The sequence below is a fragment of the Leisingera sp. UBA4491 genome (genome assembly GCF_002388965.1).
GTDB lineage: Bacteria > Pseudomonadota > Alphaproteobacteria > Rhodobacterales > Rhodobacteraceae > Leisingera > Leisingera aquaemixtae.
In genome coordinates this window covers 197,267-216,871 of record NZ_DGNN01000013.1, presented here as the reverse complement: position 1 = coordinate 216,871, position 19,605 = coordinate 197,267, and the positions used below count along the sequence as shown (strand labels likewise).

Sequence of the window (19,605 nt, the reverse complement as noted above, 5' to 3'; positions counted from 1 at the left end):
ATTGGAGATCCAGAATGGATATTCGCAGTCTTTCCGCCGCCAGCGGCTATGCCGCCGCCCGCCCCGCCACCAAAGCTGACCCCAATCACGAAAGCACCGGTGCCGGCGCCCAGCTGAAGCAGAGCTTTGAAGACTTCACCGCGACCCTGCAAAACAGCGAGCAGGTCTCGGTGCAGGCGATGACGTCGCAAGCTGACCCGCATGCGCTGGTGCAGGCTCTGGCGCAGACCGAACTGGCGGTCGAAACCGCCGTTACTGTGCGCAACAAGGTCGTCGAGGCCTATCAGGAAATCCTGAGGATGCCGGTCTGAGCCATGATGAGCGAAAGCCTCTTCTATGACACGCTGCGCCAGGCGCTGTGGGCCGCTGTCACCATGTCGACGCCAATCCTGGTCGTCGCGCTGGTGGTCGGCCTGACCATCGGCCTGTTTCAGGCCCTGACCTCGGTGCAGGAAATGACCCTGACTTTCGTGCCCAAGCTGACAGCGATCCTGGTCGTGTTCTGGATGACCATGGGCTTCATGACACAAACCTTGGTGGCCTTTTTCGACGGCCACGTTGTTCCAATGATTGCCGGAGGCTCGTAATGGGAACCGCAGGTTACGCCACGATTTCACGCCAGTCAGGCCTGATGCGGGAAATGCGCGTCATTGCCAACAACATCGCAAACTCCGCCACAACCGGATACCGCCAGGAAGGTCTGATCTTTTCGGAGTTCGTGCAATCCTCGCCCGGTCAGCCGTCCGTGTCGATGTCGCGTGCCAATATCTTCAACACCTCGATGGAGCAGGGCCAACTGACCAATACAGGCGGCACCTTCGATTTTGCCATCGAAGGGGATGGCTTCTTTATGGTCGAAACCCCGCAAGGGGAACGGCTGACCCGCTCCGGCGCCTTTTCCCCCAACGCCGCCGGTGATCTGGTGACCATGGATGGCTACCGGGTGCTGGACGCGGGCCGCGCGCCCGTCTTTGTGCCGCCGGATGCCGGCAAGATCGAAGTGGGTGCGGACGGTTCGCTCAGCGCAAACGGGCGTCTGCTGGGACAGCTGGGCCTTTTCAAACCGGTCGAAAAGCACACGCTTGTGCGTGAGGACGGTGTGATGTTCCGCGTTGAGGGCGACATCGAGGAGAACTTCGACTCGAAGGTCCTGCAGGGCTTTCTGGAAGGCTCCAACGTGAACGCAATTTCCGAAGTGAGCCGGATGATCGAAGTGCAGCGCGCCTATGAGATGGGCCAGAGCTTTCTGCAGACGGAAGACGAGCGCATCCGCAATGCCATCAAAAACCTGATCAAGTCCTAGGAGAATCCAGATGCGTGCCCTCAAGATCGCAGCAACCGGCATGAGCGCCCAGCAGTTGCGGGTGGAGACCATCTCCAACAACCTCGCCAATATGAACACCACGGCCTACAACGCCCGCCGCGCCGAGTTTGCAGATCTGCACTACCAGCAGATTTCGCGCGCCGGCACCGTGAATGCTTCGGACGGCACCGTGCTGCCGACCGGTGTGCAGGTTGGCCTCGGTGTGCGCCCGGCGGCCGTTTCCGTGCATTTGTCCCAAGGGGCGCTGCAGCAGACCAACAACGACCTGGATATCGCCATTGACGGCAATGGCTATCTGGAGGTCACCCTGCCCTCCGGCCAGTCCGCCTATACCCGCGACGGTGCGCTCAAACGCTCGGCCGAAGGGCTGATCGTGACTTCGGACGGTTTCGCAGTGTCGCCCGAAGTCACCATCCCCGACGATGCCACTAGCATCTCGATCAACGCCGAGGGCGAAGTTTACGGGTATTTCCAAGACTCTCCCGAAGGCCAGTTGCTGGGGCAGTTCACCCTGGCCGGCTTTACCAACCCCAAGGGTCTTGAGGCGATCGGCAGCAACCTGTTCACCGAAACCGAAGCCTCCGGCCCCGCCACCGTCTCCACCGCTGGCGAAGACGGGCTCGGCACCCTGCGCCAGGGATACTTGGAAGGCAGCTCGGTGGATGCGGTGCGCGAGGTGACGGAGCTGATCGAAGCCCAGCGCGGTTACGAAATGAATGCCAAGGTCATCTCGGCTGTCGACCAGATGATGGGTGCAACCACACAGGTGCGCTGATGAAACTTGCTCTTGCCTGCCTGACCGCCGCCGCGCTCTGCGCCCCGCCCGCCTGGGCGGACTACCTGATCCCGCTGCGCACGATCCGCGCCAAGGAGATCGTCAACCCCGAAGATCTGGCGCTCAAGAAGGGCGAGATCCTTGGCGCGCTGTCGGACCCGGCAGACGTCACAGGCATGGAAGCACGTGTCTCGCTCTACGCGGGGCGGCCCTTGCGGCCCGGCGATATCGGCCCGCCGGCCATCATTGAACGTAACGACCTGGTGACCCTGATCTTCCGTCAGGGTGCGCTGTCCATCGCCGCGGAAGGGCGTGCCTTGGGCCGCGGTGCCGCTGGTGAAGCTGTCCGGGTCATGAATCTCTCTTCCCGCACGACCGTCACCGGACGGATCAAGGAAGACGGCTCCGTCGAGGTAAACTGATGACTATGAAATTTTCCCCCGCCAAACCGCTGCTTTTCGGGCTGGCCCTCCTGGGCGCCTGCGGCCGGATGGATCACCTGGGCAAGCCGCCCTCCTTCACCCCTGCGAATGAGACGCCGGAGCATGTGGCGATGCTTTACGAGGGACTGCCCGCGCAGACCCAGAACCGGCGCACCGTTGACGGATCCTCGCTGTGGAGCGGCTCGCAGCAATCGCTGCTCGGCGACCGCCGCGCGATCAAGCGGGGGGATATCCTGACGGTGGTGATCGAGATCGACGAAGAAGCGGAAATTTCCAACGACACACAGCGCTCGCGGTCGGGGTCCGAAAGCCTGAACATGCCTCAGCTTCTGGGCTTGCCGCAGCGGCTGGACCGGAAACTGCCGGAAGGCGCCACCTCGGCAGACGCGGTGGAGCTGGGCAGCTCCAGTTCCGCCGGCGGCAAGGGTTCCGTGAAACGCAGCGAGAAACTGGAGCTGCGGGTCGCAGCCACCGTTGTCGACGTGCTGCCCAACGGGGTTCTGGCGATCAGCGGCACCCAGGAGCTGCGGGTGAACTTCGAACTGCGCGAACTGCTGGTGACCGGGTATGTCCGGCCCCAGGACATCAGCCGCCAGAATGAAATCACGTATGACAAGATTGCTTCGGCGCGCGTCTCTTACGGCGGCCGCGGCCAGATCACCGATGTTCAGCAGCCGCGCTACGGCCAGCAGCTGCTTGACGCTGTCCTGCCGTTCTGAGGGTTATTATGCTGTCAAAACTCCTGCCAGTCATCCTGCTGATCCTCGGAACCGGAGGCGGCATCGGTGCCGGCATCATGCTGATGCCCGCACCGGAAGAAGAGCACGCTGCCGAGCCCGGCAGCGCCGCCAAACCCGCTGAGGAAGCCGCAGAGGAAATCGCTGAAGACGGCGAAGAGAACCAGCGCGAATACATCAAGATCAACAATCAGTTCGTCGTTCCTGTCGTAGAGCGTGATCAACTGACTTCACTGGTGGTGGTGTCTCTGAGCTTGGAGGCCAAACAAGGCATTGGCGAAAAAGTCCGCACCTTGGAGCCAAAACTGCGCGATGTCTTCCTTCAAGTCCTCTTTGACCACGCCAACATGGGCGGCTTCCGCGGTGCGTTCACCCGGTCTGATGTGCTGGAACCGCTGCGCACCGCCCTGCGCGAGGCGGCGCAGAAACACATCGGCAAGGGCGTGTATGACGTGCTGATCATGGAGATTTCCCGGCAAGACGTCTGACCGCCGCACAGCAATTCAAGCAAAAAAGCCGGCCTCAAAAGGCCGGCTTTTTTTTGCCGAAAACAGGTCTCTTCCGCTCAGCCCTCCAGCAGCCGGGCCATCTGGTCCTTGGCCAGCTCGGCCTTGTGCCGTTTGCGTTCAGCTGTGGCCATCGTTTCAACCGCATGTTTGCGGCCGAACGCCTTGCGCAGCTGATCCATGCTTCGCAGTTTTTGCGCAGTGGCCTTGGCCAGCTCCTGGTTCAGCTGCCGCCGGGTGCGGGAATGCCAGCCCTGCCATAAAAGATCCGCTCCCAATGCCTTCATTGCATGATCGCCATCGGCCTGTGCGCGCGCGGCCTGCACTTGCTCGTTCAGTCTGGCCAACTGGCCGCGCAGCTCCGCTTCCCGGGCCAGAACGGGCTGAATTCTGGCGTGTTCCTGCATGTATTGCGCAGCGGTCACCGCTGCCATCTGATCCAGCATTTTCTGCTTCATGTGACCTTCCCCTTGGCACGCTTGCGCATCTCCTCGGCAAAACGGATTGCCGCTGCCACCGGCGCGTAGTGCTCTTCCAGAATTTCATCCCCGATCTCGATCGCCGCGTGCAGCGCCCGCGCGGTTGGCGGATCGCTGTGGATCGGGATTGCGTTTTCATTGGCAACCCGCCGGATCGCCGCGGCAATCTCATCGACTCCCTTGGCAACACAGACGGGGGCGGCGCCCGGCTCACGGCTCCACTGCAGGGCAACCGCATAGTGGGTCGGGTTTACGATCACCACATCTGCCTTCGGCACATCGGCCAGCATCTGGCCCATCGCGATCTGCTGGCCGCGCTGGCGCCGCTGGCTCTTCATATGCGGGTCGCCTTCGGCATCCTTCATCTCATCCTGGATTTCCTTGCGCGACATCATGTTCTTGCGGATATGCTCGGCATGCTGAAAGGCGGCGTCAACGATCCCGATTGCCAGCGCAATGATGAGAGCGAGGAACAAGAACTCCATCGACAGCTGCGCCAGCATCAGAACCACGGATTGCGGGCCGGTGCCGGATGACGCGATCATCTCCGGCAGCCGGTGGGACAGATAAACGCCCAAGCACACCGAGTAGAGCGTCAGTTTCACGAAGCTTTTCAAGAACTCGAACAGGCCGGCGCGGCCGAACTTGTTCTTCGCATTGGAAACAATCGAAATGCGCGACAGTTTCGGCTCCAGCTTGCTCGGGGCGAAGACCATCGCCCGCTGGCCGACAATGGACAGCAGCACAAGCGCGAAAGGCACAAGAAACCATGGCAGCACCGGCCGGAAAGCACTGCCGATGAAGCCGCCCACCGGCGCTGCCGCGGGACCTTCGAAAAACAGCGGCGCCAGCCGGTCTGGCTGGTCAAGGTAGGCCATCAGTGCAGTGCCGATCCCCTCAACGCTGCTGCTGCCTGCGGTATAAAACGCGATGATCAGGCCCAGATAGGCGGCAGCCACCGACAGGTCAGTGGATTTGGCAACTTCGCCTTTTTCCCGGGCCTTTCGGAGTTTCTGCTCCGTTGGCTCGAATGACTTGTCTGAGTCGTCGTCCTGTCCGCTCATGGGATGCCGCCCCCGGGGTTTGCGAAGAAGGTCATCAAGGCGCGGGACCAGACATCCAGGATCACCGGGCTGCCGACCATCAGGATGAACAGCCCCATAAGGGTAATCACCGGCGCGCCGACCATGGCCACCATCAGCTGCGGCATCGCCCGGTTGATCACGCCAAGGGCCAGGTTATAGATCACCGCCGTGATCACAAAGGGCGCCGCCAGGGTGAATGCCAGCGAAAAACTTTGCGAGACCCGGAAAACGCCCCATTCCGTCAGGCCGGCGGCACCCGGAAACTCGCCTGCCGGAAACATCCGGTAAGAACCGATCAGCAGCTCCGCCACCCGGACATGCAGCCCCATCAGGGTGGCAAGGGTCACGCCGGAGATCATCAAAACAGCGCCAAGCGCCGGCATCGGCTCTGCGCCGATGCCGCCCAGCACCTGCGACAGCGACGTGGCTTGCGCTGCCATCGCGCCCGCGGTCTGCAATGCCAGCACAAAAATCCGGACGCCGATACCCAAAGCCAGGCCGATGATGGCCTCAGTCACCGCAAAACGGGCGTAAGCGAACACGTTGTCTGGCTCGGGCAACGCAGGCAGCGCCGGTGCCACGACGAACGTAAAGGCCACGGCGACTGCCAGCTTGACCCGCGTGGGGACATAAAGCTCCCCCATTGCGGGCAGAACAGACACCATCGCTGCCACTCTCAGGAACACGATGGCGGCGTGCCAGAAACCCGCCCCCAGCATCAGAACCAGTTCCGGAGGCAGAAAGTCCAGGTTCATGCCTGCACCATCCCGACGAGGGCAGGCCGTGCTTCCAGGCCGATTTCCTCAAACGACAGTACCGGATTGGTAATACCGCGCGACTTCAAAATTGTCCTCAGATACCGGCGGCGGCGAGTCGAGGTCACCACCGCGGCAAACACGCCCTGATCGGTGATCGCCGAGAGCTTGTCGCTCAGCCCGTCCGCAAGGCGGTTGAAGAGATCCGGCGGCAGCGCGATATCCAGGCCGGCACCCTGCGCATCGACCTGATAGGTCGAGAACTTGTCCTCCCATTCCGGCGCCAGCTGGATCAGCGGAATGGTCCCGTCCTCACGCTTCATCTCGGACACCAGCTGGAAGCCAAGGCGCTGGCGCACATGCTCGCAAATCACTTCAGGCTGTGTGACGTGCAAGCGCGCTTCCGCAATAGATTCCAGAATCAAGGGCATGTTCCGGATGGACACCCGCTCCTCCAGCAACAGCCGCAGGACCGCATGAAGCGTGTCCATCGGCACCTTGTCCGGCACCAGCGAATCCAGCAGCTTGCGGTTCGCCTCGGCGCGGAAGCCGTCGGACAGCTGCGTCATTTCATCCAGCAGGCGGCGCAGGGATTTGAGCGTCAGCAAGCGGCTGAAGTTCTGCTTGATGACCTCCAGCAAATGGGTTGCCAGGATTTCCGGCGGCGTGACCACGGTGGCGCCCGCCAGCGCCGCCTGTTCCTGCGCCTTGGCAGAAATCCAGCGCGCCGGTGCGCCATAGACCGGCTCCGTCACATCTGTGCCTGAGGGCAGCGCATCGTGATTGTCGGGCATCAGGGCCAGGACCATGTCGGGATGCAGCGTGCCGCGCACCTGTTCGACGCCCTGCACCTTGATCACATAGGTGCCGCGCTCCAGATCGTGCTGATCGGTCAGGCGGATTTCCGGCAGGATCAGGCCGAATGTTGTGGCGATGTGGGACCGCATATTTGCGATCCGCGCGTCCAGGCCAGTGCCCTCGTCCAGTACCATGCTGACCAGGTCGGGCGCAAACTCCAGATGCAGATCATCAAGATCCAGAATATCGCCCAACGGCCGCGAGGCCGAAGGATCGGAGGCTTCCTCGATCTTTTCCTCGATCTCGGCTTCTGCATCGTCCTTCTTTTTCTTGGCCATCCGGAAAGCGGCATAGCCCAAGACCCCGCCGCCGGTCACGAAGGGGAGAAACGGCAGGCCCGGCACCAGCGCAAACAGCACCATCAGTACAGCAACGGTGGTCAAAGCTGCCGGGTGGCGGCCGAACTGTTCGAACAGAGCAATATCAGTGGCGCCAGTGGTGCCGCCGCGCGCCAGCAGCAGTGCCGCAGCAATGGAAATGATCACCGAAGGGATCTGCGAGACGAGGCCGTCCCCTACCGTCAGAATGGCGTAGGTCTCAAACGCGCTGCCCACAGGCATACCGTGGACCAGAACCCCCATAATAAGCCCCATGACGAGGTTCAGCAGGGTGATCATCAAGCCAGCAATGGCGTCGCCTTTGACGAATTTCGATGCACCGTCCAGCGAGCCGAAAAAGGTCGTTTCCTGCTGGTCGCGTTCGCGCCGCTCCTTGGCAGTCTGGTGGTCAATGGCGCCCGCGGACATATCCGCGTCGATCGCCAGCTGCTTGCCCGGCATCCCGTCCAGGGCAAAGCGGGCGCCCACTTCGGCCATCCGCGCTGCACCCTTGGTGATCACCATGAAGTTGACGATCAAAAGAACCCCAAAGACAACCAGGCCGAGGAACACGCTGCCCCCCATGACAAACTGGGCGAACCCCTCGATCACATTTCCGGCCGCATCGGTGCCGGAGTGGCCTTGGCCAATGATCAGCTTGGTGGAGGAGACGTTCAGCGACAGGCGCAGCATCAGCGACGCCAGCAGAATCGTCGGGAAAGAGGAAAAATCCAGCGGTCTTTCGATGAACAGGGTGATCGTGAAGATCAGAATGGCAAGCGCAAAAGAGGCCGCCAGACCGACGTCCAGCACCCATGCAGGCATTGGCAGGATCATCATCACGATAATTGCCATCAGCGCCAGCGCCAGCAGCACAGTCGGGCTGAAAAGTTGATCAGTGGTCAGCTTAGGCACAATTATGGCCCCACTTGTTGAGTGCATTCAAAGGGTTGGTAATCCCGCCAGAAGCCTGGGCCGGTTGCCTCAGGGCTTTCCAATGCAGAAAAGGCGGAACGACCCGCAGCCGTCCGGATGCCGGACGGCCGGAAGCCCGGGAGGCGTGGGCCGCCTTCGCAGCGGCGGCTGACGGCGCAATCCGGTGCATTTTGGCGTTGAAGAAAAGTGCAGGACAGGCACTGGCGGCGGCCACAGCCTCGCGTGCCATGCGCGCTGTGCGCGCACTCAGCCCTTGCAGGCAAAGTTTAAAATTGTTTTCCGGCATTCTGCCCGTTCCAGATCAGGATTCACCCGCTCATCAGGTTACCGGCAGCCAGTTGACAAAGTGTTATCATCCAAACGCAAAGGCCGCCCCGGGCGGGGCGGCCGTAACGCAGTCAGCCTTGAGCTGGATCACTGGGTTTCTTCAGGAGCGTCCGCTGCTCTGCCGATCTGGTTCAGCAAGTCGGCGATTCCGCCCCGCGTCCCCTCGCTGCTCTCCACCAGGGCCCGCGCATAGGCCAGCGGCGGCAGGCTGTCCGGATCCTGGACGGTTTCGCCGATTCGGGTGGTGACAGAAGCGACTGTCCCGAATTGCGCGCCCTCTTCCGGCTCGATTTCCTCTATCGCCCCCAGGTTTTCAGAGTGCCAGAACCCGCGGGCGGCTGCGTCTTTCTCATTTTCGGCCAGCAGGTATTCCCCAGCGCGGCCGTATTCGCCGTTGCGCCACAGAGCCTCGGCGCGCAAGCGGTTAGCTTTGGAGCCATCCAGCCCCATCAGCTCCACCAGCGCCCGGTGCGGCTTATCCAGGGCAAGCGCGGCTTCAGCCATCATCAGGCGGCGGGTTTCATCCTGCGGCGCCAGGGACAGCTTGTTGAGCAGCTCCTGAGCGAAGTCCGCGAAGCCCAAGTCCAGCAGCCGGCGGGCCACCGGCACAGCAACCGGAGCCGCCTCAGCCGCCGTAGCCCGGCCGGCAAACACCAGACCGTACTGCAGGAAGGTTACATCATCCGCGCGTTCTGCCAAAAGCAGCAACAGCGGTTCCAGCGCTACAGCCCGGGCACCCGGTCCATCGCGTTCCGTCAGTTCGTTAAGCTCCTGAAACGCGTCGTGGAACTGTCCTATCAGCGCAAGCGACGAAACATGAGCCTTGCGCAGATCGGCACCAAGCTCCGTGTCCCGGTTTTCCAGCTCGTAGGAGGCAATCAGGTCCGGCACATCCGGCGACAGCGCTTTGCGTTCTTTCACACTCAGGGCAACCAGATCGATCAGCGCGGCTGGTGCGTTCCCGGTGCGTTCCGCGACTTCGCTGGTCAGCTCTTCAGCGACTTTCTCAGTGTCGCCCTTAAGTTCTGCAATCGCCGCCTCGGCCAGGTTGATTTCCGGCACCTCTTCGATCCCGGTCCGGTCTACGGCCCTCAGCACGGCTTCAGCGACATGGTGCTCGCCGGCTTCGGCAAACATTTTGCTGACCCGCGGCCCCAAATGCACCCGCAGGTGCGTCGGCAACTTGGAAAATGCTTGCTGGATCGCATCGGTGTTTGAGTTTTTCTTGACCGCACCGTCGGCCAGCGCGCCCCAGAAAGCGCTGTTGCTTTCGCAGGCCTGCTGCCCGGAGAACGGGTTTTGAGGCGGAAGATCAACTCCATCCATCAGCAGGGCCATCGCCTCCAGCACGGCCGCATCCGGGCTGCCACGCTCTGCGGCCGGAAGGATTTCCAGCATGGAGCGGGCTTCGGCACCAAAGCCGAAATAGAGATAGATCCGGGCAAGAGCGAAAACCCCAGCCGGGTTCACGTCGTCGAACTCCTGGACCAGCGCGCTGCGCAACGGTCCGATCTGATCGGCAAACGGGCTCTCATTGCCCCAAGTGTGAATTGCCACGTCCCTGTCTGGAATGCAGTGCGCTGCCTCGTTGCTGCCCTCTGTCAGGGCAGCCATCAGGCCAGTTTCGCGGTCGATTGCCGAAGTGACGGAGATGTGGTCGAGCGGGTTCAAAGGCCTGTCCGAACGGCCCAGAGGATCGAGACCGGCAGCAGTGCCAGCGCCAGGAAGCCCGTCCGGCGCAACGCTCACCAGCCCCTGGTTCGCTGCCCGGCCGATCTGCTGCAGCAACCGCCGCTCGGATTCCTTGACCACCGAAGCGCGTTCGGTCTCCGCCAAGTCGAGCAGCATACCGGTATCCGGCAGCCCCGGCAGCATAGCTGCGGCAACGTCTTCCGCGGCCGCCGGTATGCTGCTGCCGTCCAGCGGCAAAACGACATCAGTTGGTGTCTGTTCTTCCGGCCCAGCAGGTGCTGGTTCGGGGCTAGGCGCCTCGGCACTGTCTTGTGGCCGGACTGTGCGTGCCGGTTCAGACTGGCCGGCAACCGTGGCGGCCAGTTCCAGCGCCATCCGCGCGTCCGCCGCGGCCGACCGGGAAAAACTGAAACGGTAGCCGCCGCCCGCAACCGGCGTGGTGATCGGAAGGATGCTGCCAGCTGTGGTGTATTGCGGCTGCGGTGCGGGTTTGCCGCCATCGCGGATATCAACCACGAGGTAGCCGTTCTCCTGGACATAGGAGGTGACTGTGCACTCGCAGCCCAATTGCAGCCGCAGCGGCTGGCCGGGGCCGTTCTGTTCCAGTGATTGCAACCGGGTGCGGGGAATAAGGTTGAAGACGCGGGAGGTATCGAAAACCGCTTCGGGGGCATCAATGTTGACGGTCGCAGTATTGCCGCTTTGGGTCAGAGACCAGTCCGCGCCGTCTGGCAGACGCATCACCAGGCGCGTGAACCCTTTATGCTCGCCGGAGCGGGTCACGACTGTCTGTGCCTGGACTGTGCCAGCCGTCAAAACAACGGCCGCCGTGGCAAATGCTCGCCAGATCATGCTGCGTCCTGTTTCACCGATTTGAGGGCTTCTTCCAGCTCCGAGAAGCCGGGACGGAAATGCGACGGGGTATTCTGGCGGCCGACCTCAATGCAGATCGCGGCGGCATGGTTGTGCAGGTTGGCCACCAGCACTTCGCGGATCAGCTGATAGAAATGCGCGTCTTCTTCAACCACGGCCTTCACCTTGCCCGCGAAGGGGGCGACAAGGCCGTAGGAGAGAAACACGCCAAGGAATGTCCCCACCAGGGCGCCGCCGATCAGTTTCCCCAGCACCTCGGGCGGCTGGTCGATCGAGCCCATGGTTTTAATCACGCCCAGAACCGCCGCAACGATCCCAAGGGCAGGCAGGCCATCGGCCATGGTCTGCAGCGCATGGCTGGAGTGCAGCGCGTGGTGAAGGTTGGCCTCCATCCGCTTTTCCAGCACCTCTTCAACCTGATGCGGATCGTCATAGTTCATCGACGCCGACCGCATGGTGTCGCAGATCAGGTTCACGGCTTCCTTGTCGCCCAGGATCTTGGGGTATTTATTGAACACCGAAGAGTTTTCCGGGTCTTCGATATGCTGTTCCACCTCAACCGGATTGGCCCGGGCGATTCGGATCAGCGCGAACAGCAGACAAAGCAGATCGCGGTAGTCGTCCGGCTTCCACTTGGGTCCCTTGAATACCTTGCCGATGTCCTTGAGCGTGTGCTTGACGCCGCCCATATCGTTGGCAATCAGAAACGCCCCGACAGCGGCGCCGCCGATCATCATCATCTCAAACGGCAGCGACTTCAGAATGATCGCCATCTTGCCGCCGGCCAGAAGGTATCCGCCGAACACCATGGCAAAGATCACCACAATGCCTACAATCCCGATCATAGGTCCACTCCGAATTCCGTTGGTTTTTATTAGTTTAGGCGAGTCGTCCTAAGGAAAGACTAAGCCCGCGCGCCCAAGTCATTCCCTGGGCACGGCTCCGTTGCGTCCGGCCAGGACCACGCTGATGGTGTAGGCGGCTTCCGGGCTCAGGCCCGCCATGATCCCCGCCGCGGCCTCCGGCTGCATCCGGGCGAGGAAGCCTGCTGCAAATGCAGGGTCCATTTCCTCGAACAGGGCTGCGGCCTCCTTGGGCTTCATCTGCTCATAAACTGAGGTCAGCCGGGTCACATCCGCCTCGGTCGCCCCATCGGCCAGGGCGAGGGTCGCGCGCAGCTTCTCTTCTGCCTGCTCCAGCGCCACCAGCTTCTTGTTGATCGCCTGATCGGCAATCTCCAGCGCCTTCATCCGGTCCTGAATCTCCGCCTCGCGGGCGGCCAATGCCTGTTCCCGCTCCCGAAAGGCCGCCAGCATCGTCTGCAGCTCAGCGGAGGACGGCATCGATTCGCCCCGCGGCTCTCCCTTATGCGCAGACTCTTCCCGGCCCGGCTCCTTCAGACTGGCCACTTCGCGGGCAATTGCGGGCCCGGCCTCCAGTCCCAGCCGCACCGCGGCAGAGCCGATCAGCAGGACCGCCAGCATCATCAGCGTGCCGCCCCGCCGCAAGCCTTTGGGTTTCTTAGCCGCCTTCGCCATTACGCCACCCGGTTCTGGCTGCGGTTATGGCGGACGAACATCAGGCCCGAGGGCTTGGCCTCTTCCTGGCTTTCTTCGGCCGGCTGCGATTCGGCCTCATAAGCGGCTGCCATCTCCTCATCTTCGGCAGCGGGTTCCGCTGCCGGAGCCGCAGGCCGGGCCTCGGGAATATCATGCATCGACGCCATCATCAGCTCCAACCGCTGGGCCACCGATTCGGCGCGCCCCGTCAGCTGCTGCAGCGCCTTGCTGGAGCCATCAGACACCTGTTGCGCCGATTTCAGCGACTTGTTCAGGTCATCAACCTGGGAGGACAGCACGGCGACTGCGCCGCCCACGCCCTTTTCCAGATCATTGAACCGCTTCAGCCTGCGTGACAGCACCAGACAATAGAATCCGGCGCCCAGTGCTCCGGCCGCAAGCAGGATATCAGCAATAATGTCCATCCTGTCCTCCTAGTTCAGTACGAAATCCATAATCAGCAGATCACGCACCCGGCCCTGGCCGGTGGCAATGTTGATCCGCCGCAGCATCTGCGCTCTCAGTTTCGGCAGAGCCATCGGATCGGTCAGATCCTCAAGCTCCAATGCTCTCAGGTAGCTGTTCAGGACATCGACAACCCGCGGGAGGATTTTCTCGACCTCGGCCTGGTGCGCCAGGTCGACCTCAAGTTGCGCGCGGAACCGCAAATGCTTGATACCGCTGGCTTTGCGCAGGGTAATCACAATCGGGTCCATTTCGATAAAGGCAAGATTGGCGATATCCTCCGCCGTCTCACCAGTGTCCACGCCTTCTGGCGCCTCTTCGGCCGCATGCGCCGGTTCTGGCGCTGCTTTCTGACCAAAGGGAAGAAGGCCTGACTGAACGGCAAAGAATCCGCCGCCCGCCCCCGCCAGAGCCAGCACAACCCCGATGATCAGGGGCAGTTTGCTCTTCTTGGCCGGGGCATCTGCTTCTGTATCTACTGCAGCGTCTGTCATGGCTATCCCTAAAACGTCGTGCAGCTTCTTCATAACCTGCGAGGAACTAACCGAATGTTAAGGCCGATCCGTCAAAAAGGTTGCACGCCGGACAGAACGCCGGTGCGACGGAGGTTAATGTGCAGCAGATCAAGAATGTCTGGGCAGAAATGGACATGCGGAAGCGTCTGATTGCCGTGGGCGCCACGGTAATTATGATTCTCAGCGTGATCGCGATGTCCCATGTGGCAAGCAAGCCATCAATGACACTGCTTTATGCCGGGCTGGAAAGCGGCTCGGCCGGAGATGTGGTGCGGGCGCTGGAACAGCGCGGCACCCAATTTGAAGTGCGTGGCGGCTCGATCTACGTGCCGTCCACGCAGCGTGACGAACTTCGTATGACATTGGCCAGCGAAGGCCTGCCGGCCAATGGCGGCAAAGGGTATGAGCTGCTCGATTCGCTCAGCGGCTTCGGAACCACCTCGCAGATGTTCGATGCCGCCTACTGGCGCGCCAAGGAAGGCGAATTGGCCCGCACCATTGTCGCCAGCCCGCATGTGACCCAGGCCCGGGTGCATATCGCCAACACCGGATTGAACCCCTTCCAGCGCACGGTGGAGCCTACCGCATCGGTTTCCGTCGTACCGATGGGGTCGCCGATCACACCTGCGCAGGCCAACGCTATCCGTTTCCTGGTGTCCTCCGCTGTCACCGGCCTTGCGGTGGAAAACGTTGCTGTGATCGACGCCAATGGCGCTTTGATCGGCTCGTCGGATGCCACTGCTGCAGCCGGCGCCGGCACGGATGACCGTTCGCAGACGATTCGCGAGCGGGTCATGCGCCTTGTCGAGGCCCGCGTCGGCCAGGGCAATGCCGTGGTCGAGGTCAGTGTTGAAACCGTGACCGACACCGAATCTATCCGCGAAAAGCTCGTTGATCCCAAAAGCCGTGTCGCCGTCAGCACAGATGTCGAGGAACGCGCCGATTCTTCCACCAACCAGGCGGGCGAAGTTACCGTTGCCTCAAACATTCCCGATGGCGATGCCGCCTCCGGCCAGGGGTCCAAGGCCAACACCAGCGCTACCCGCGAGCGGATCAATTATGAAATCTCCGAAACCGAAAAAGAAATCCTCCGCGGTCCTGGGGCCATCAAGCGCCTGACCGTCGCGGTGCTGATCAATGGCACAGCCGTCACCAACGACGCCGGCGAAACCGTTTTCCAGCCCCGGCCGGAAGACGAGCTGGCCGCCATGCGGGAACTGATTTCCGCGGCGGTCGGCTTTGACGCGGAGCGTGGCGACGTGATCACCCTCAAGTCTATGGAGCTGCCCGCCGTGGAACCCCAGGGCACGGTCGCGACCGCCTCTTTCTTCGATAACCTATACTTTGACGCCATGTCTCTGGTCCAGATCGGCGCACTGGCCCTCGTCAGCCTGATCCTGGGCCTTTTCGTTGTCCGCCCGATTCTCTCGAACCAAGCCACGCCGGTAGCTGCGCTGCCAGGCCCTGACGGCGGCGGCCTGCCTGCGTTGCCCGGTGTCGGCGGCGACGGCTTCATGACTGCACCGGACATGGGTGCAGGCCTCGCGCTTGATGGTGAGATTGAGAACAACGAAACCGGCCAATTCGAACCGATGGGCGGCCTGCCGACGATGGGCACTGGCGACATGATGGGCGCAATCGGCCTGCCGTCAATGGGCGGCGGCATGGATGATCCCGTCGACCGCCTGCGCAACATGATCGGCGAACGGCAGGAGGAAACCGTCCAGATCCTGCGCGGCTGGCTGGAAGAGAATAAGGAGCAAGCTTGATGACGATTGCGCATTTGCTTGAGGACTTCGGATTTGAAACGCCCGCTGAACCGGTGGTGCCGGCGGTCTCTGAGGAAGTCATAGAAGAACAGCGGCTGGCTTCCTTCGAGAAAGGCTACAGCGCCGGCTGGGATGACGCTGTAACGGCCAAGGATCAGGAAACCACCCGGATCTCGGCCGAATTGGCCAACTCGCTGGAGGACCTGAGCTTCACCTATCACGAAGCGCAAAGCCAGCTGCTCGATTCGCTGGATCCGATGTTCAAGGTGCTGACCAGTGCAATTCTGCCGGATGCGATGGCGGCCTCCTTCGGGCACCACATCGTCGATCAGCTAGCAGGAATGGCAAAAGGGCAGACCGATCAGCCGATGCAAATTGTGGTATCGCCGGGCGAAGGCGCACCCGTGCGCAACCTGCTGCCGCAGAACTTTTCTGTCCCGGTCACCGTGCGGGAAGACAGCACGCTGTCCTCCGGCCAGGCCTACCTGAGCGTCGGCAGCACCGAATGCGAAATCAACTGCGATGCCCTTCTCGAATCGATCCAGGATTCGATCGAAGCCTTCACCTATCACGCGAAAGAGGACAGCCAATATGGATGACGCCGCCGATCTGAACAAGAAAGCCGCTGATGCCAAAAACCCCTTTGTTTCGGTTCCCGTCGAAGTGGTTGTTTCGGTGGGCAAGGCCCGGCCGCTGATCCGCGATCTGGTCAGCCTGGGTGAAAACGCGATCCTGACGCTCGACAAGCGGGTTGAAGATCCGGTCGATCTCTATGTCGGGGACCGGCTGGTCGCCCGGGGCCAGCTGGAAGAGCTGGAAGGCGAGCAGGCCGGACAGCTGGCCGTGCGCCTGACGGAAATTGCCGATCTGCAAAGCGGTTTGGGATGACACACAAGACCCTTGTGCGGGCGGCCCTGGTTTCAGCTTTATTGCTGGCCATGCCGCAGACCGCCCTGGCTCAAGAACTGAGCCTTTCGCTGGCAGACGGTGAGTCGATTTCGGCCCGCTCGATCCAGCTGATTCTGCTGATTACAGTGCTCAGCCTGGCCCCCGGCCTGCTGATCATGATCACCTGCTTTCCGTTTCTGGTGACGGTCCTGTCGATCCTGCGCCAGGGCATCGGTCTGCAGCAGGCGCCGCCAAACATGCTGATGATCAGCCTGGCGCTGTTCCTGACCTACTTCGTGATGGAGCCGGTTTTTACCGAAGCCTGGAGCAGCGGTATCAGCCCGCTGCTGGAGGAACAGCTTGAACCGGGCGAGGCCATCTCACGCAGTCTGGAACCGTTCCGGGCATTCATGGCCAACCGTCTGGATCCGGACACGTTTTATGCCATTGCCGACCTCAGGCCGGAAACCCAAGGCATGGATCCGGTGCCGCAAGCGCCGCTGTCCGCGCTGGTCCCGAGCTTCTTGCTGTCCGAAATTGCACGCGCCTTTCAAATCGGCTTTCTGGTCTTTCTGCCGTTCCTGGTGATCGACCTTGTGGTGGCAGCGGTCCTGATGTCGATGGGGATGATGATGGTGCCGCCGGCCATTGTGTCCCTGCCCTTCAAACTGGCGTTCTTTGTTGTTGCAGACGGCTGGAGCCTGATCGCCACGGCGCTCGTGCGCAGCTACTATCCCTAATCCTCAAAACCGTAAAAAACGAACAGCCCGGGCCGTGTGATCTGCCCGGGCTTTTTCTGTGCGAGCGCTCCTGCCCCGCCCCCTTCTTGAGCATTCTGATACCCGCAGCAGATGGTGTGACGTGCATGGATCTCAGCGTAGAGCAGGCTGGGTTCAGAGATTTCTGGCACCCATTATAAACCCGGGACAGAGCCAGTTCTGGCTCCCAGCCGCACACTTGCCTTGGTGCAGCCGGAAATGAGAACGCTCCCCGTTTGACCAAACCACAGCTCTCTACCCTTTCGACCCATTGATGCGGCTTGCCCGGCTCGGCTGCACTCTGAGTGCGGGGTCCGGCGCACGGCCGGGCATGCAAGCGCGGCGCGGGGAGAACCACAGAAGGGTGGCCTGCCCCCTGACAGAAAACGCCCCGGCNNGCCGGGGCGTTTTCTGTCAGGGTTGCGGTGCCCGTCAGCGGACGACGAATTCCGCGTGCAAGGCACCCGCGGCCTTGAGGCTTTTCAGAATGTCGATCATATCCCGCGGCGACACCCCCAGAGCGTTCAAGCCTGACACGACCTCCGAAAGCGAGGTTGTCTCCGGCACTTCTGCCAGCTGGATCCCCTCTTCTTCCTCGATCGCAGCACCCGTGCGCGGCACAACAACGGTTTCCCCATCCGCAAAGGGGTTGGGCTGAACCACCAGCGGCGTCTCTTCAATGCGGAGCGTAAGATTGCCTTGGGCCACGGCCACGCGGGAAATCCGCACGTCGCTTCCCATCACAATGGTGCCGGAGCGCTGGTCGACAACCACCCGGGCTTTGCGCTGCGGCTCAACCAGAATGTTCTCAATCCGGCCCACCGCATGCGCCGTCGAGCGGGTGTTGGTGCGGCCGATGTCGACTTCGACAGTCCCGGAATCCCGCATCAGGGCAACGTTGCGGCCGAATTCGTTGTTGATCGCCCGTTCGATCCGCCCGGCCGTGGTGAAATCCGGCTCGCGCAGCGCCAGCCGCATGGAGCTGAGCGAGGCCAGATCGAAATCAATCTCCCGCTCAACACGGGCACCCGACGGAATCACGCCCGCCGTCGGGACCCCCTGCGTCACTGTCGCAGCCTCGCCTTCGGCCACTGCACCGCCAGCCAGGATTGTGCCTTGGGCGACAGCATAGATCTGACCATCGGCGGCGTTCAGCGGCGTCATGATCAGAGTACCGCCAAGCAGGCTTTTGGAGTCGCCAATGGCTGAGACCGTCACGTCGATGGTACTGCCGACACGGGCAAAGGGCGGCAAGGTGGCTGTCACAAAAACGGCCGCCACATTCTTCGGCCGGAACTGCTCACCGGTCACGTTGACGCCAAGCCGCTCCAGGATGTTGGTCATGATTTCTTCGGTGAACGGCGAATTGCGCAACCCGTCACCGGTTCCATCCAAGCCGACGACCAGGCCGTAGCCGACCAGGTCATTGCCGCGGACCCCGTCGAATTCCACCAGGTCCTTAAGCCGGATAGTGTTTGCCTGCGCCGCCACCGGCAGCAGAAACAGGCAAGCAAGGAAGAGACGCAGAAAAGCCATCATGAGATATACTTCAACAAGGACAGCTGCGAGCTGCGGGCGGTGATTGTATAAAGGCCCTCAAGCTGCGTCTGCGCCTCCTGAAGCCGGGTGTAGGTTTCATACGGATCGGCCGAGACCAGGTTGTTCTTGACGATGCTCAGGCTGGTTTTCGACGCCTCGTTACGGGTATTGACCGCCTCGAGCTGGCCCTCGATGAAACCAACGTCAGCCTGCAGATCAATCAGCCTGTCCGCACTTTCAGTCAGCTCGCTGCTGGCCTTGATAACCAGATCGATCTGCACGTCTTCGGTCAGGCCGAGGCTGGGCTCATCCGCGAGAGCAGTGATTACATAACTCTGCAGAGCATGCTTGAGGTTTTCATCATCGGCGCGGATCCCCAGGGTCACCTGTTCTCCCTCGCCGACGGTAACCGGCTGCAGCGAAGTAGTGGAACCGCGGTACATGACGGCATCAAATCCGGCCGGATCGTCGAACCAGTCCTTAACTTCCTGAATGATGTCATTGCTGGTTGTCAGCCCCGAGACTTCCGTAAGGATGGCCGTCATCAGCGTACTGGTGTCATTCAGCGGTTTGGTGTCCGTTGCAGTGCCCGCAAAGATCGTCCGCCCCCCGACAGCGGTGTTCATCAGATTTATGGCGCTGGACAGCCTCTGCTTGGCCTGGCTGCCGAATTGCTGTGCATTTTCCGTGTCAAGCGCGGGCGACAGTCTCAGGATGTCGTTGCGCATCGCCTCCACTTGGCTGTGCACCTTATCAAGGCTGCCTTGCGTGGCGGTCGCAAACAACCGCACTTCGCTATTGGCAACCATATAGCTGCCGATCCGGTTCAGCGAGCTCTCCAGATCTGCAAGATAGGTGAAATCGCCGCCCAGCCGTTCGCTCAGGTTCGCCGATTTTCCAGTGGCAAACTCTTCGGACAGAGTGGTGACGTTTTCCTTCAGCTCCGTATTGCGGCTGCGGAGAAAGAGGTGCTGCGCCATATCGCCATAAGAATTCAAAATCATG

The 19,605-nt window shown here is 61.6% G+C and carries 22 protein-coding genes; 11 read left to right on the top strand and 11 right to left on the bottom strand.

All coding sequences use genetic code 11. The features are described 5' to 3' along the window. Positions 1-14: 14 nt before the first annotated feature. The 7 genes from fliE to B2P87_RS06885 are packed head-to-tail and all read left to right on the top strand — an operon-like array spanning position 15 to position 3,767. Positions 15-311 (top strand): flagellar hook-basal body complex protein FliE, encoded by a 297-nt coding sequence (gene fliE, locus B2P87_RS06915; RefSeq protein WP_008557465.1) that lies wholly within the window; start codon positions 15-17, stop codon positions 309-311. A gap of 3 nt (positions 312-314) precedes the next feature. Further along, a complete protein-coding gene (locus tag B2P87_RS06910) occupies positions 315-587 on the top strand; it encodes a flagellar biosynthetic protein FliQ (RefSeq protein WP_008557586.1) in 273 nt (90 codons plus the stop codon). After that, complete coding sequence (locus tag B2P87_RS06905) at positions 587-1,303, top strand: flagellar hook-basal body complex protein (RefSeq protein WP_058287488.1); 717 nt, start codon at positions 587-589, stop codon at positions 1,301-1,303. The genes B2P87_RS06910 and B2P87_RS06905 overlap by 1 nt, the downstream gene beginning before the upstream one ends. A 10-nt stretch (positions 1,304-1,313) precedes the next feature. Beyond that, positions 1,314-2,099 carry a flagellar basal-body rod protein FlgG gene (flgG, locus tag B2P87_RS06900; RefSeq protein ID WP_058287487.1) on the top strand — a complete coding sequence of 262 codons (786 nt, stop codon included), beginning with the start codon at positions 1,314-1,316 and terminating at the stop codon, positions 2,097-2,099. After that, positions 2,099-2,521 (top strand): flagellar basal body P-ring formation chaperone FlgA, encoded by a 423-nt coding sequence (gene flgA / locus B2P87_RS06895; RefSeq protein ID WP_141891603.1) that lies wholly within the window; start codon positions 2,099-2,101, stop codon positions 2,519-2,521. The genes flgG and flgA overlap by 1 nt, the downstream gene beginning before the upstream one ends. Next, positions 2,521-3,261: a flagellar basal body L-ring protein FlgH gene (gene flgH / locus B2P87_RS06890; protein ID WP_058287485.1), complete on the top strand. Its 741-nt coding sequence runs from the start codon at positions 2,521-2,523 to the stop codon at positions 3,259-3,261. The genes flgA and flgH overlap by 1 nt, the downstream gene beginning before the upstream one ends. An 8-nt stretch (positions 3,262-3,269) precedes the next feature. After that, complete coding sequence (locus tag B2P87_RS06885; RefSeq protein WP_141891604.1) at positions 3,270-3,767, top strand: flagellar basal body-associated FliL family protein; 498 nt, start codon at positions 3,270-3,272, stop codon at positions 3,765-3,767. Between the two features lie 77 nt (positions 3,768-3,844). Here B2P87_RS06885 and B2P87_RS06880 read toward each other — a convergent pair whose 3' ends face one another. From B2P87_RS06880 to B2P87_RS06840, 9 genes are all read right to left on the bottom strand, one after another. After that, the gene (locus B2P87_RS06880) at positions 3,845-4,243 is read right to left on the bottom strand and encodes a hypothetical protein (RefSeq protein WP_058287483.1); all 399 of its coding nucleotides are present in this window, start codon (positions 4,241-4,243) and stop codon (positions 3,845-3,847) included. Next, the gene (gene flhB, locus B2P87_RS06875; protein ID WP_141891605.1) at positions 4,240-5,328 is read right to left on the bottom strand and encodes a flagellar type III secretion system protein FlhB; all 1,089 of its coding nucleotides are present in this window, start codon (positions 5,326-5,328) and stop codon (positions 4,240-4,242) included. Before flhB ends, B2P87_RS06880 begins: the two co-directional genes overlap by 4 nt. Beyond that, entirely contained in the window at positions 5,325-6,104 is a 780-nt protein-coding gene (locus tag B2P87_RS06870; protein WP_141891606.1) for a flagellar biosynthetic protein FliR, read from the bottom strand. The genes flhB and B2P87_RS06870 overlap by 4 nt, the downstream gene beginning before the upstream one ends. Further along, entirely contained in the window at positions 6,101-8,221 is a 2,121-nt protein-coding gene (gene flhA / locus B2P87_RS06865) for a flagellar biosynthesis protein FlhA (protein ID WP_141891607.1), read from the bottom strand. The genes B2P87_RS06870 and flhA overlap by 4 nt, the downstream gene beginning before the upstream one ends. A gap of 408 nt (positions 8,222-8,629) precedes the next feature. Then, a complete protein-coding gene (locus tag B2P87_RS06860; RefSeq protein WP_208764502.1) occupies positions 8,630-11,086 on the bottom strand; it encodes a hypothetical protein in 2,457 nt (818 codons plus the stop codon). Then, a complete protein-coding gene (gene motA, locus B2P87_RS06855; protein WP_008553318.1) occupies positions 11,083-11,952 on the bottom strand; it encodes a flagellar motor stator protein MotA in 870 nt (289 codons plus the stop codon). The genes B2P87_RS06860 and motA overlap by 4 nt, the downstream gene beginning before the upstream one ends. Positions 11,953-12,030: 78 nt before the next feature. Beyond that, positions 12,031-12,645 carry a MotE family protein gene (locus B2P87_RS06850; protein WP_141891608.1) on the bottom strand — a complete coding sequence of 205 codons (615 nt, stop codon included), beginning with the start codon at positions 12,643-12,645 and terminating at the stop codon, positions 12,031-12,033. Continuing rightward, positions 12,645-13,091, bottom strand: coding sequence for a hypothetical protein (locus B2P87_RS06845; RefSeq protein ID WP_058287478.1), 447 nt, complete (start codon positions 13,089-13,091; stop codon positions 12,645-12,647). The genes B2P87_RS06850 and B2P87_RS06845 overlap by 1 nt, the downstream gene beginning before the upstream one ends. A 9-nt stretch (positions 13,092-13,100) precedes the next feature. After that, a complete protein-coding gene (locus tag B2P87_RS06840; protein WP_058287477.1) occupies positions 13,101-13,625 on the bottom strand; it encodes a flagellar basal body-associated FliL family protein in 525 nt (174 codons plus the stop codon). Positions 13,626-13,744: 119 nt separating this feature from the next. Between B2P87_RS06840 and fliF the strand changes: the two genes are divergently transcribed. The 4 genes from fliF to fliP are packed head-to-tail and all read left to right on the top strand — an operon-like array spanning position 13,745 to position 17,043. After that, positions 13,745-15,415 (top strand): flagellar basal-body MS-ring/collar protein FliF, encoded by a 1,671-nt coding sequence (fliF, locus tag B2P87_RS06835; protein ID WP_141891609.1) that lies wholly within the window; start codon positions 13,745-13,747, stop codon positions 15,413-15,415. Then, a complete protein-coding gene (locus tag B2P87_RS06830; RefSeq protein ID WP_058287476.1) occupies positions 15,415-16,014 on the top strand; it encodes a hypothetical protein in 600 nt (199 codons plus the stop codon). Before fliF ends, B2P87_RS06830 begins: the two co-directional genes overlap by 1 nt. Further along, on the top strand, positions 16,007-16,303 hold the full coding sequence (locus B2P87_RS06825) for a FliM/FliN family flagellar motor switch protein (protein ID WP_058287475.1): 297 nt from the start codon (positions 16,007-16,009) through the stop codon (positions 16,301-16,303). Before B2P87_RS06830 ends, B2P87_RS06825 begins: the two co-directional genes overlap by 8 nt. After that, complete coding sequence (gene fliP / locus B2P87_RS06820; RefSeq protein ID WP_141891610.1) at positions 16,300-17,043, top strand: flagellar type III secretion system pore protein FliP; 744 nt, start codon at positions 16,300-16,302, stop codon at positions 17,041-17,043. Before B2P87_RS06825 ends, fliP begins: the two co-directional genes overlap by 4 nt. A 450-nt stretch (positions 17,044-17,493) precedes the next feature. Here the strand turns inward: fliP and B2P87_RS06815 are convergent, their stop codons facing one another. After that, positions 17,494-18,600: a flagellar basal body P-ring protein FlgI gene (locus tag B2P87_RS06815; RefSeq protein ID WP_058287473.1), complete on the bottom strand. Its 1,107-nt coding sequence runs from the start codon at positions 18,598-18,600 to the stop codon at positions 17,494-17,496. After that, entirely contained in the window at positions 18,597-19,604 is a 1,008-nt protein-coding gene (locus tag B2P87_RS06810) for a flagellin (RefSeq protein WP_058287472.1), read from the bottom strand. The genes B2P87_RS06815 and B2P87_RS06810 overlap by 4 nt, the downstream gene beginning before the upstream one ends. Between the last annotated feature and the right edge of the window lies 1 nt (position 19,605).

Excerpts from the sequence above, each read along its gene's own strand:
- fliE (WP_008557465.1), top strand. The coding sequence starts at position 15 with ATGGATATTCGCAGTCTTTCCGCCGCCAGCGGCTATGCCGCCGCCCGC.
- B2P87_RS06910 (WP_008557586.1), top strand. The coding sequence starts at position 315 with ATGATGAGCGAAAGCCTCTTCTATGACACGCTGCGCCAGGCGCTGTGG.
- B2P87_RS06905 (WP_058287488.1), top strand. The coding sequence starts at position 587 with ATGGGAACCGCAGGTTACGCCACGATTTCACGCCAGTCAGGCCTGATG.
- flgG (WP_058287487.1), top strand. The coding sequence starts at position 1,314 with ATGCGTGCCCTCAAGATCGCAGCAACCGGCATGAGCGCCCAGCAGTTG.
- flgA (WP_141891603.1), top strand. The coding sequence starts at position 2,099 with ATGAAACTTGCTCTTGCCTGCCTGACCGCCGCCGCGCTCTGCGCCCCG.
- flgH (WP_058287485.1), top strand. The coding sequence starts at position 2,521 with ATGACTATGAAATTTTCCCCCGCCAAACCGCTGCTTTTCGGGCTGGCC.
- B2P87_RS06885 (WP_141891604.1), top strand. The coding sequence starts at position 3,270 with ATGCTGTCAAAACTCCTGCCAGTCATCCTGCTGATCCTCGGAACCGGA.
- B2P87_RS06880 (WP_058287483.1), bottom strand. The coding sequence starts at position 4,243 with ATGAAGCAGAAAATGCTGGATCAGATGGCAGCGGTGACCGCTGCGCAA.
- flhB (WP_141891605.1), bottom strand. The coding sequence starts at position 5,328 with ATGAGCGGACAGGACGACGACTCAGACAAGTCATTCGAGCCAACGGAG.
- B2P87_RS06870 (WP_141891606.1), bottom strand. The coding sequence starts at position 6,104 with ATGAACCTGGACTTTCTGCCTCCGGAACTGGTTCTGATGCTGGGGGCG.
- flhA (WP_141891607.1), bottom strand. The coding sequence starts at position 8,221 with ATGCACTCAACAAGTGGGGCCATAATTGTGCCTAAGCTGACCACTGAT.
- B2P87_RS06860 (WP_208764502.1), bottom strand. The coding sequence starts at position 11,086 with ATGATCTGGCGAGCATTTGCCACGGCGGCCGTTGTTTTGACGGCTGGC.
- motA (WP_008553318.1), bottom strand. The coding sequence starts at position 11,952 with ATGATCGGGATTGTAGGCATTGTGGTGATCTTTGCCATGGTGTTCGGC.
- B2P87_RS06850 (WP_141891608.1), bottom strand. The coding sequence starts at position 12,645 with ATGGCGAAGGCGGCTAAGAAACCCAAAGGCTTGCGGCGGGGCGGCACG.
- B2P87_RS06845 (WP_058287478.1), bottom strand. The coding sequence starts at position 13,091 with ATGGACATTATTGCTGATATCCTGCTTGCGGCCGGAGCACTGGGCGCC.
- B2P87_RS06840 (WP_058287477.1), bottom strand. The coding sequence starts at position 13,625 with ATGACAGACGCTGCAGTAGATACAGAAGCAGATGCCCCGGCCAAGAAG.
- B2P87_RS06830 (WP_058287476.1), top strand. The coding sequence starts at position 15,415 with ATGACGATTGCGCATTTGCTTGAGGACTTCGGATTTGAAACGCCCGCT.
- B2P87_RS06825 (WP_058287475.1), top strand. The coding sequence starts at position 16,007 with ATGGATGACGCCGCCGATCTGAACAAGAAAGCCGCTGATGCCAAAAAC.
- fliP (WP_141891610.1), top strand. The coding sequence starts at position 16,300 with ATGACACACAAGACCCTTGTGCGGGCGGCCCTGGTTTCAGCTTTATTG.
- B2P87_RS06815 (WP_058287473.1), bottom strand. The coding sequence starts at position 18,600 with ATGATGGCTTTTCTGCGTCTCTTCCTTGCTTGCCTGTTTCTGCTGCCG.
- B2P87_RS06810 (WP_058287472.1), bottom strand. The coding sequence starts at position 19,604 with ATGATTTTGAATTCTTATGGCGATATGGCGCAGCACCTCTTTCTCCGC.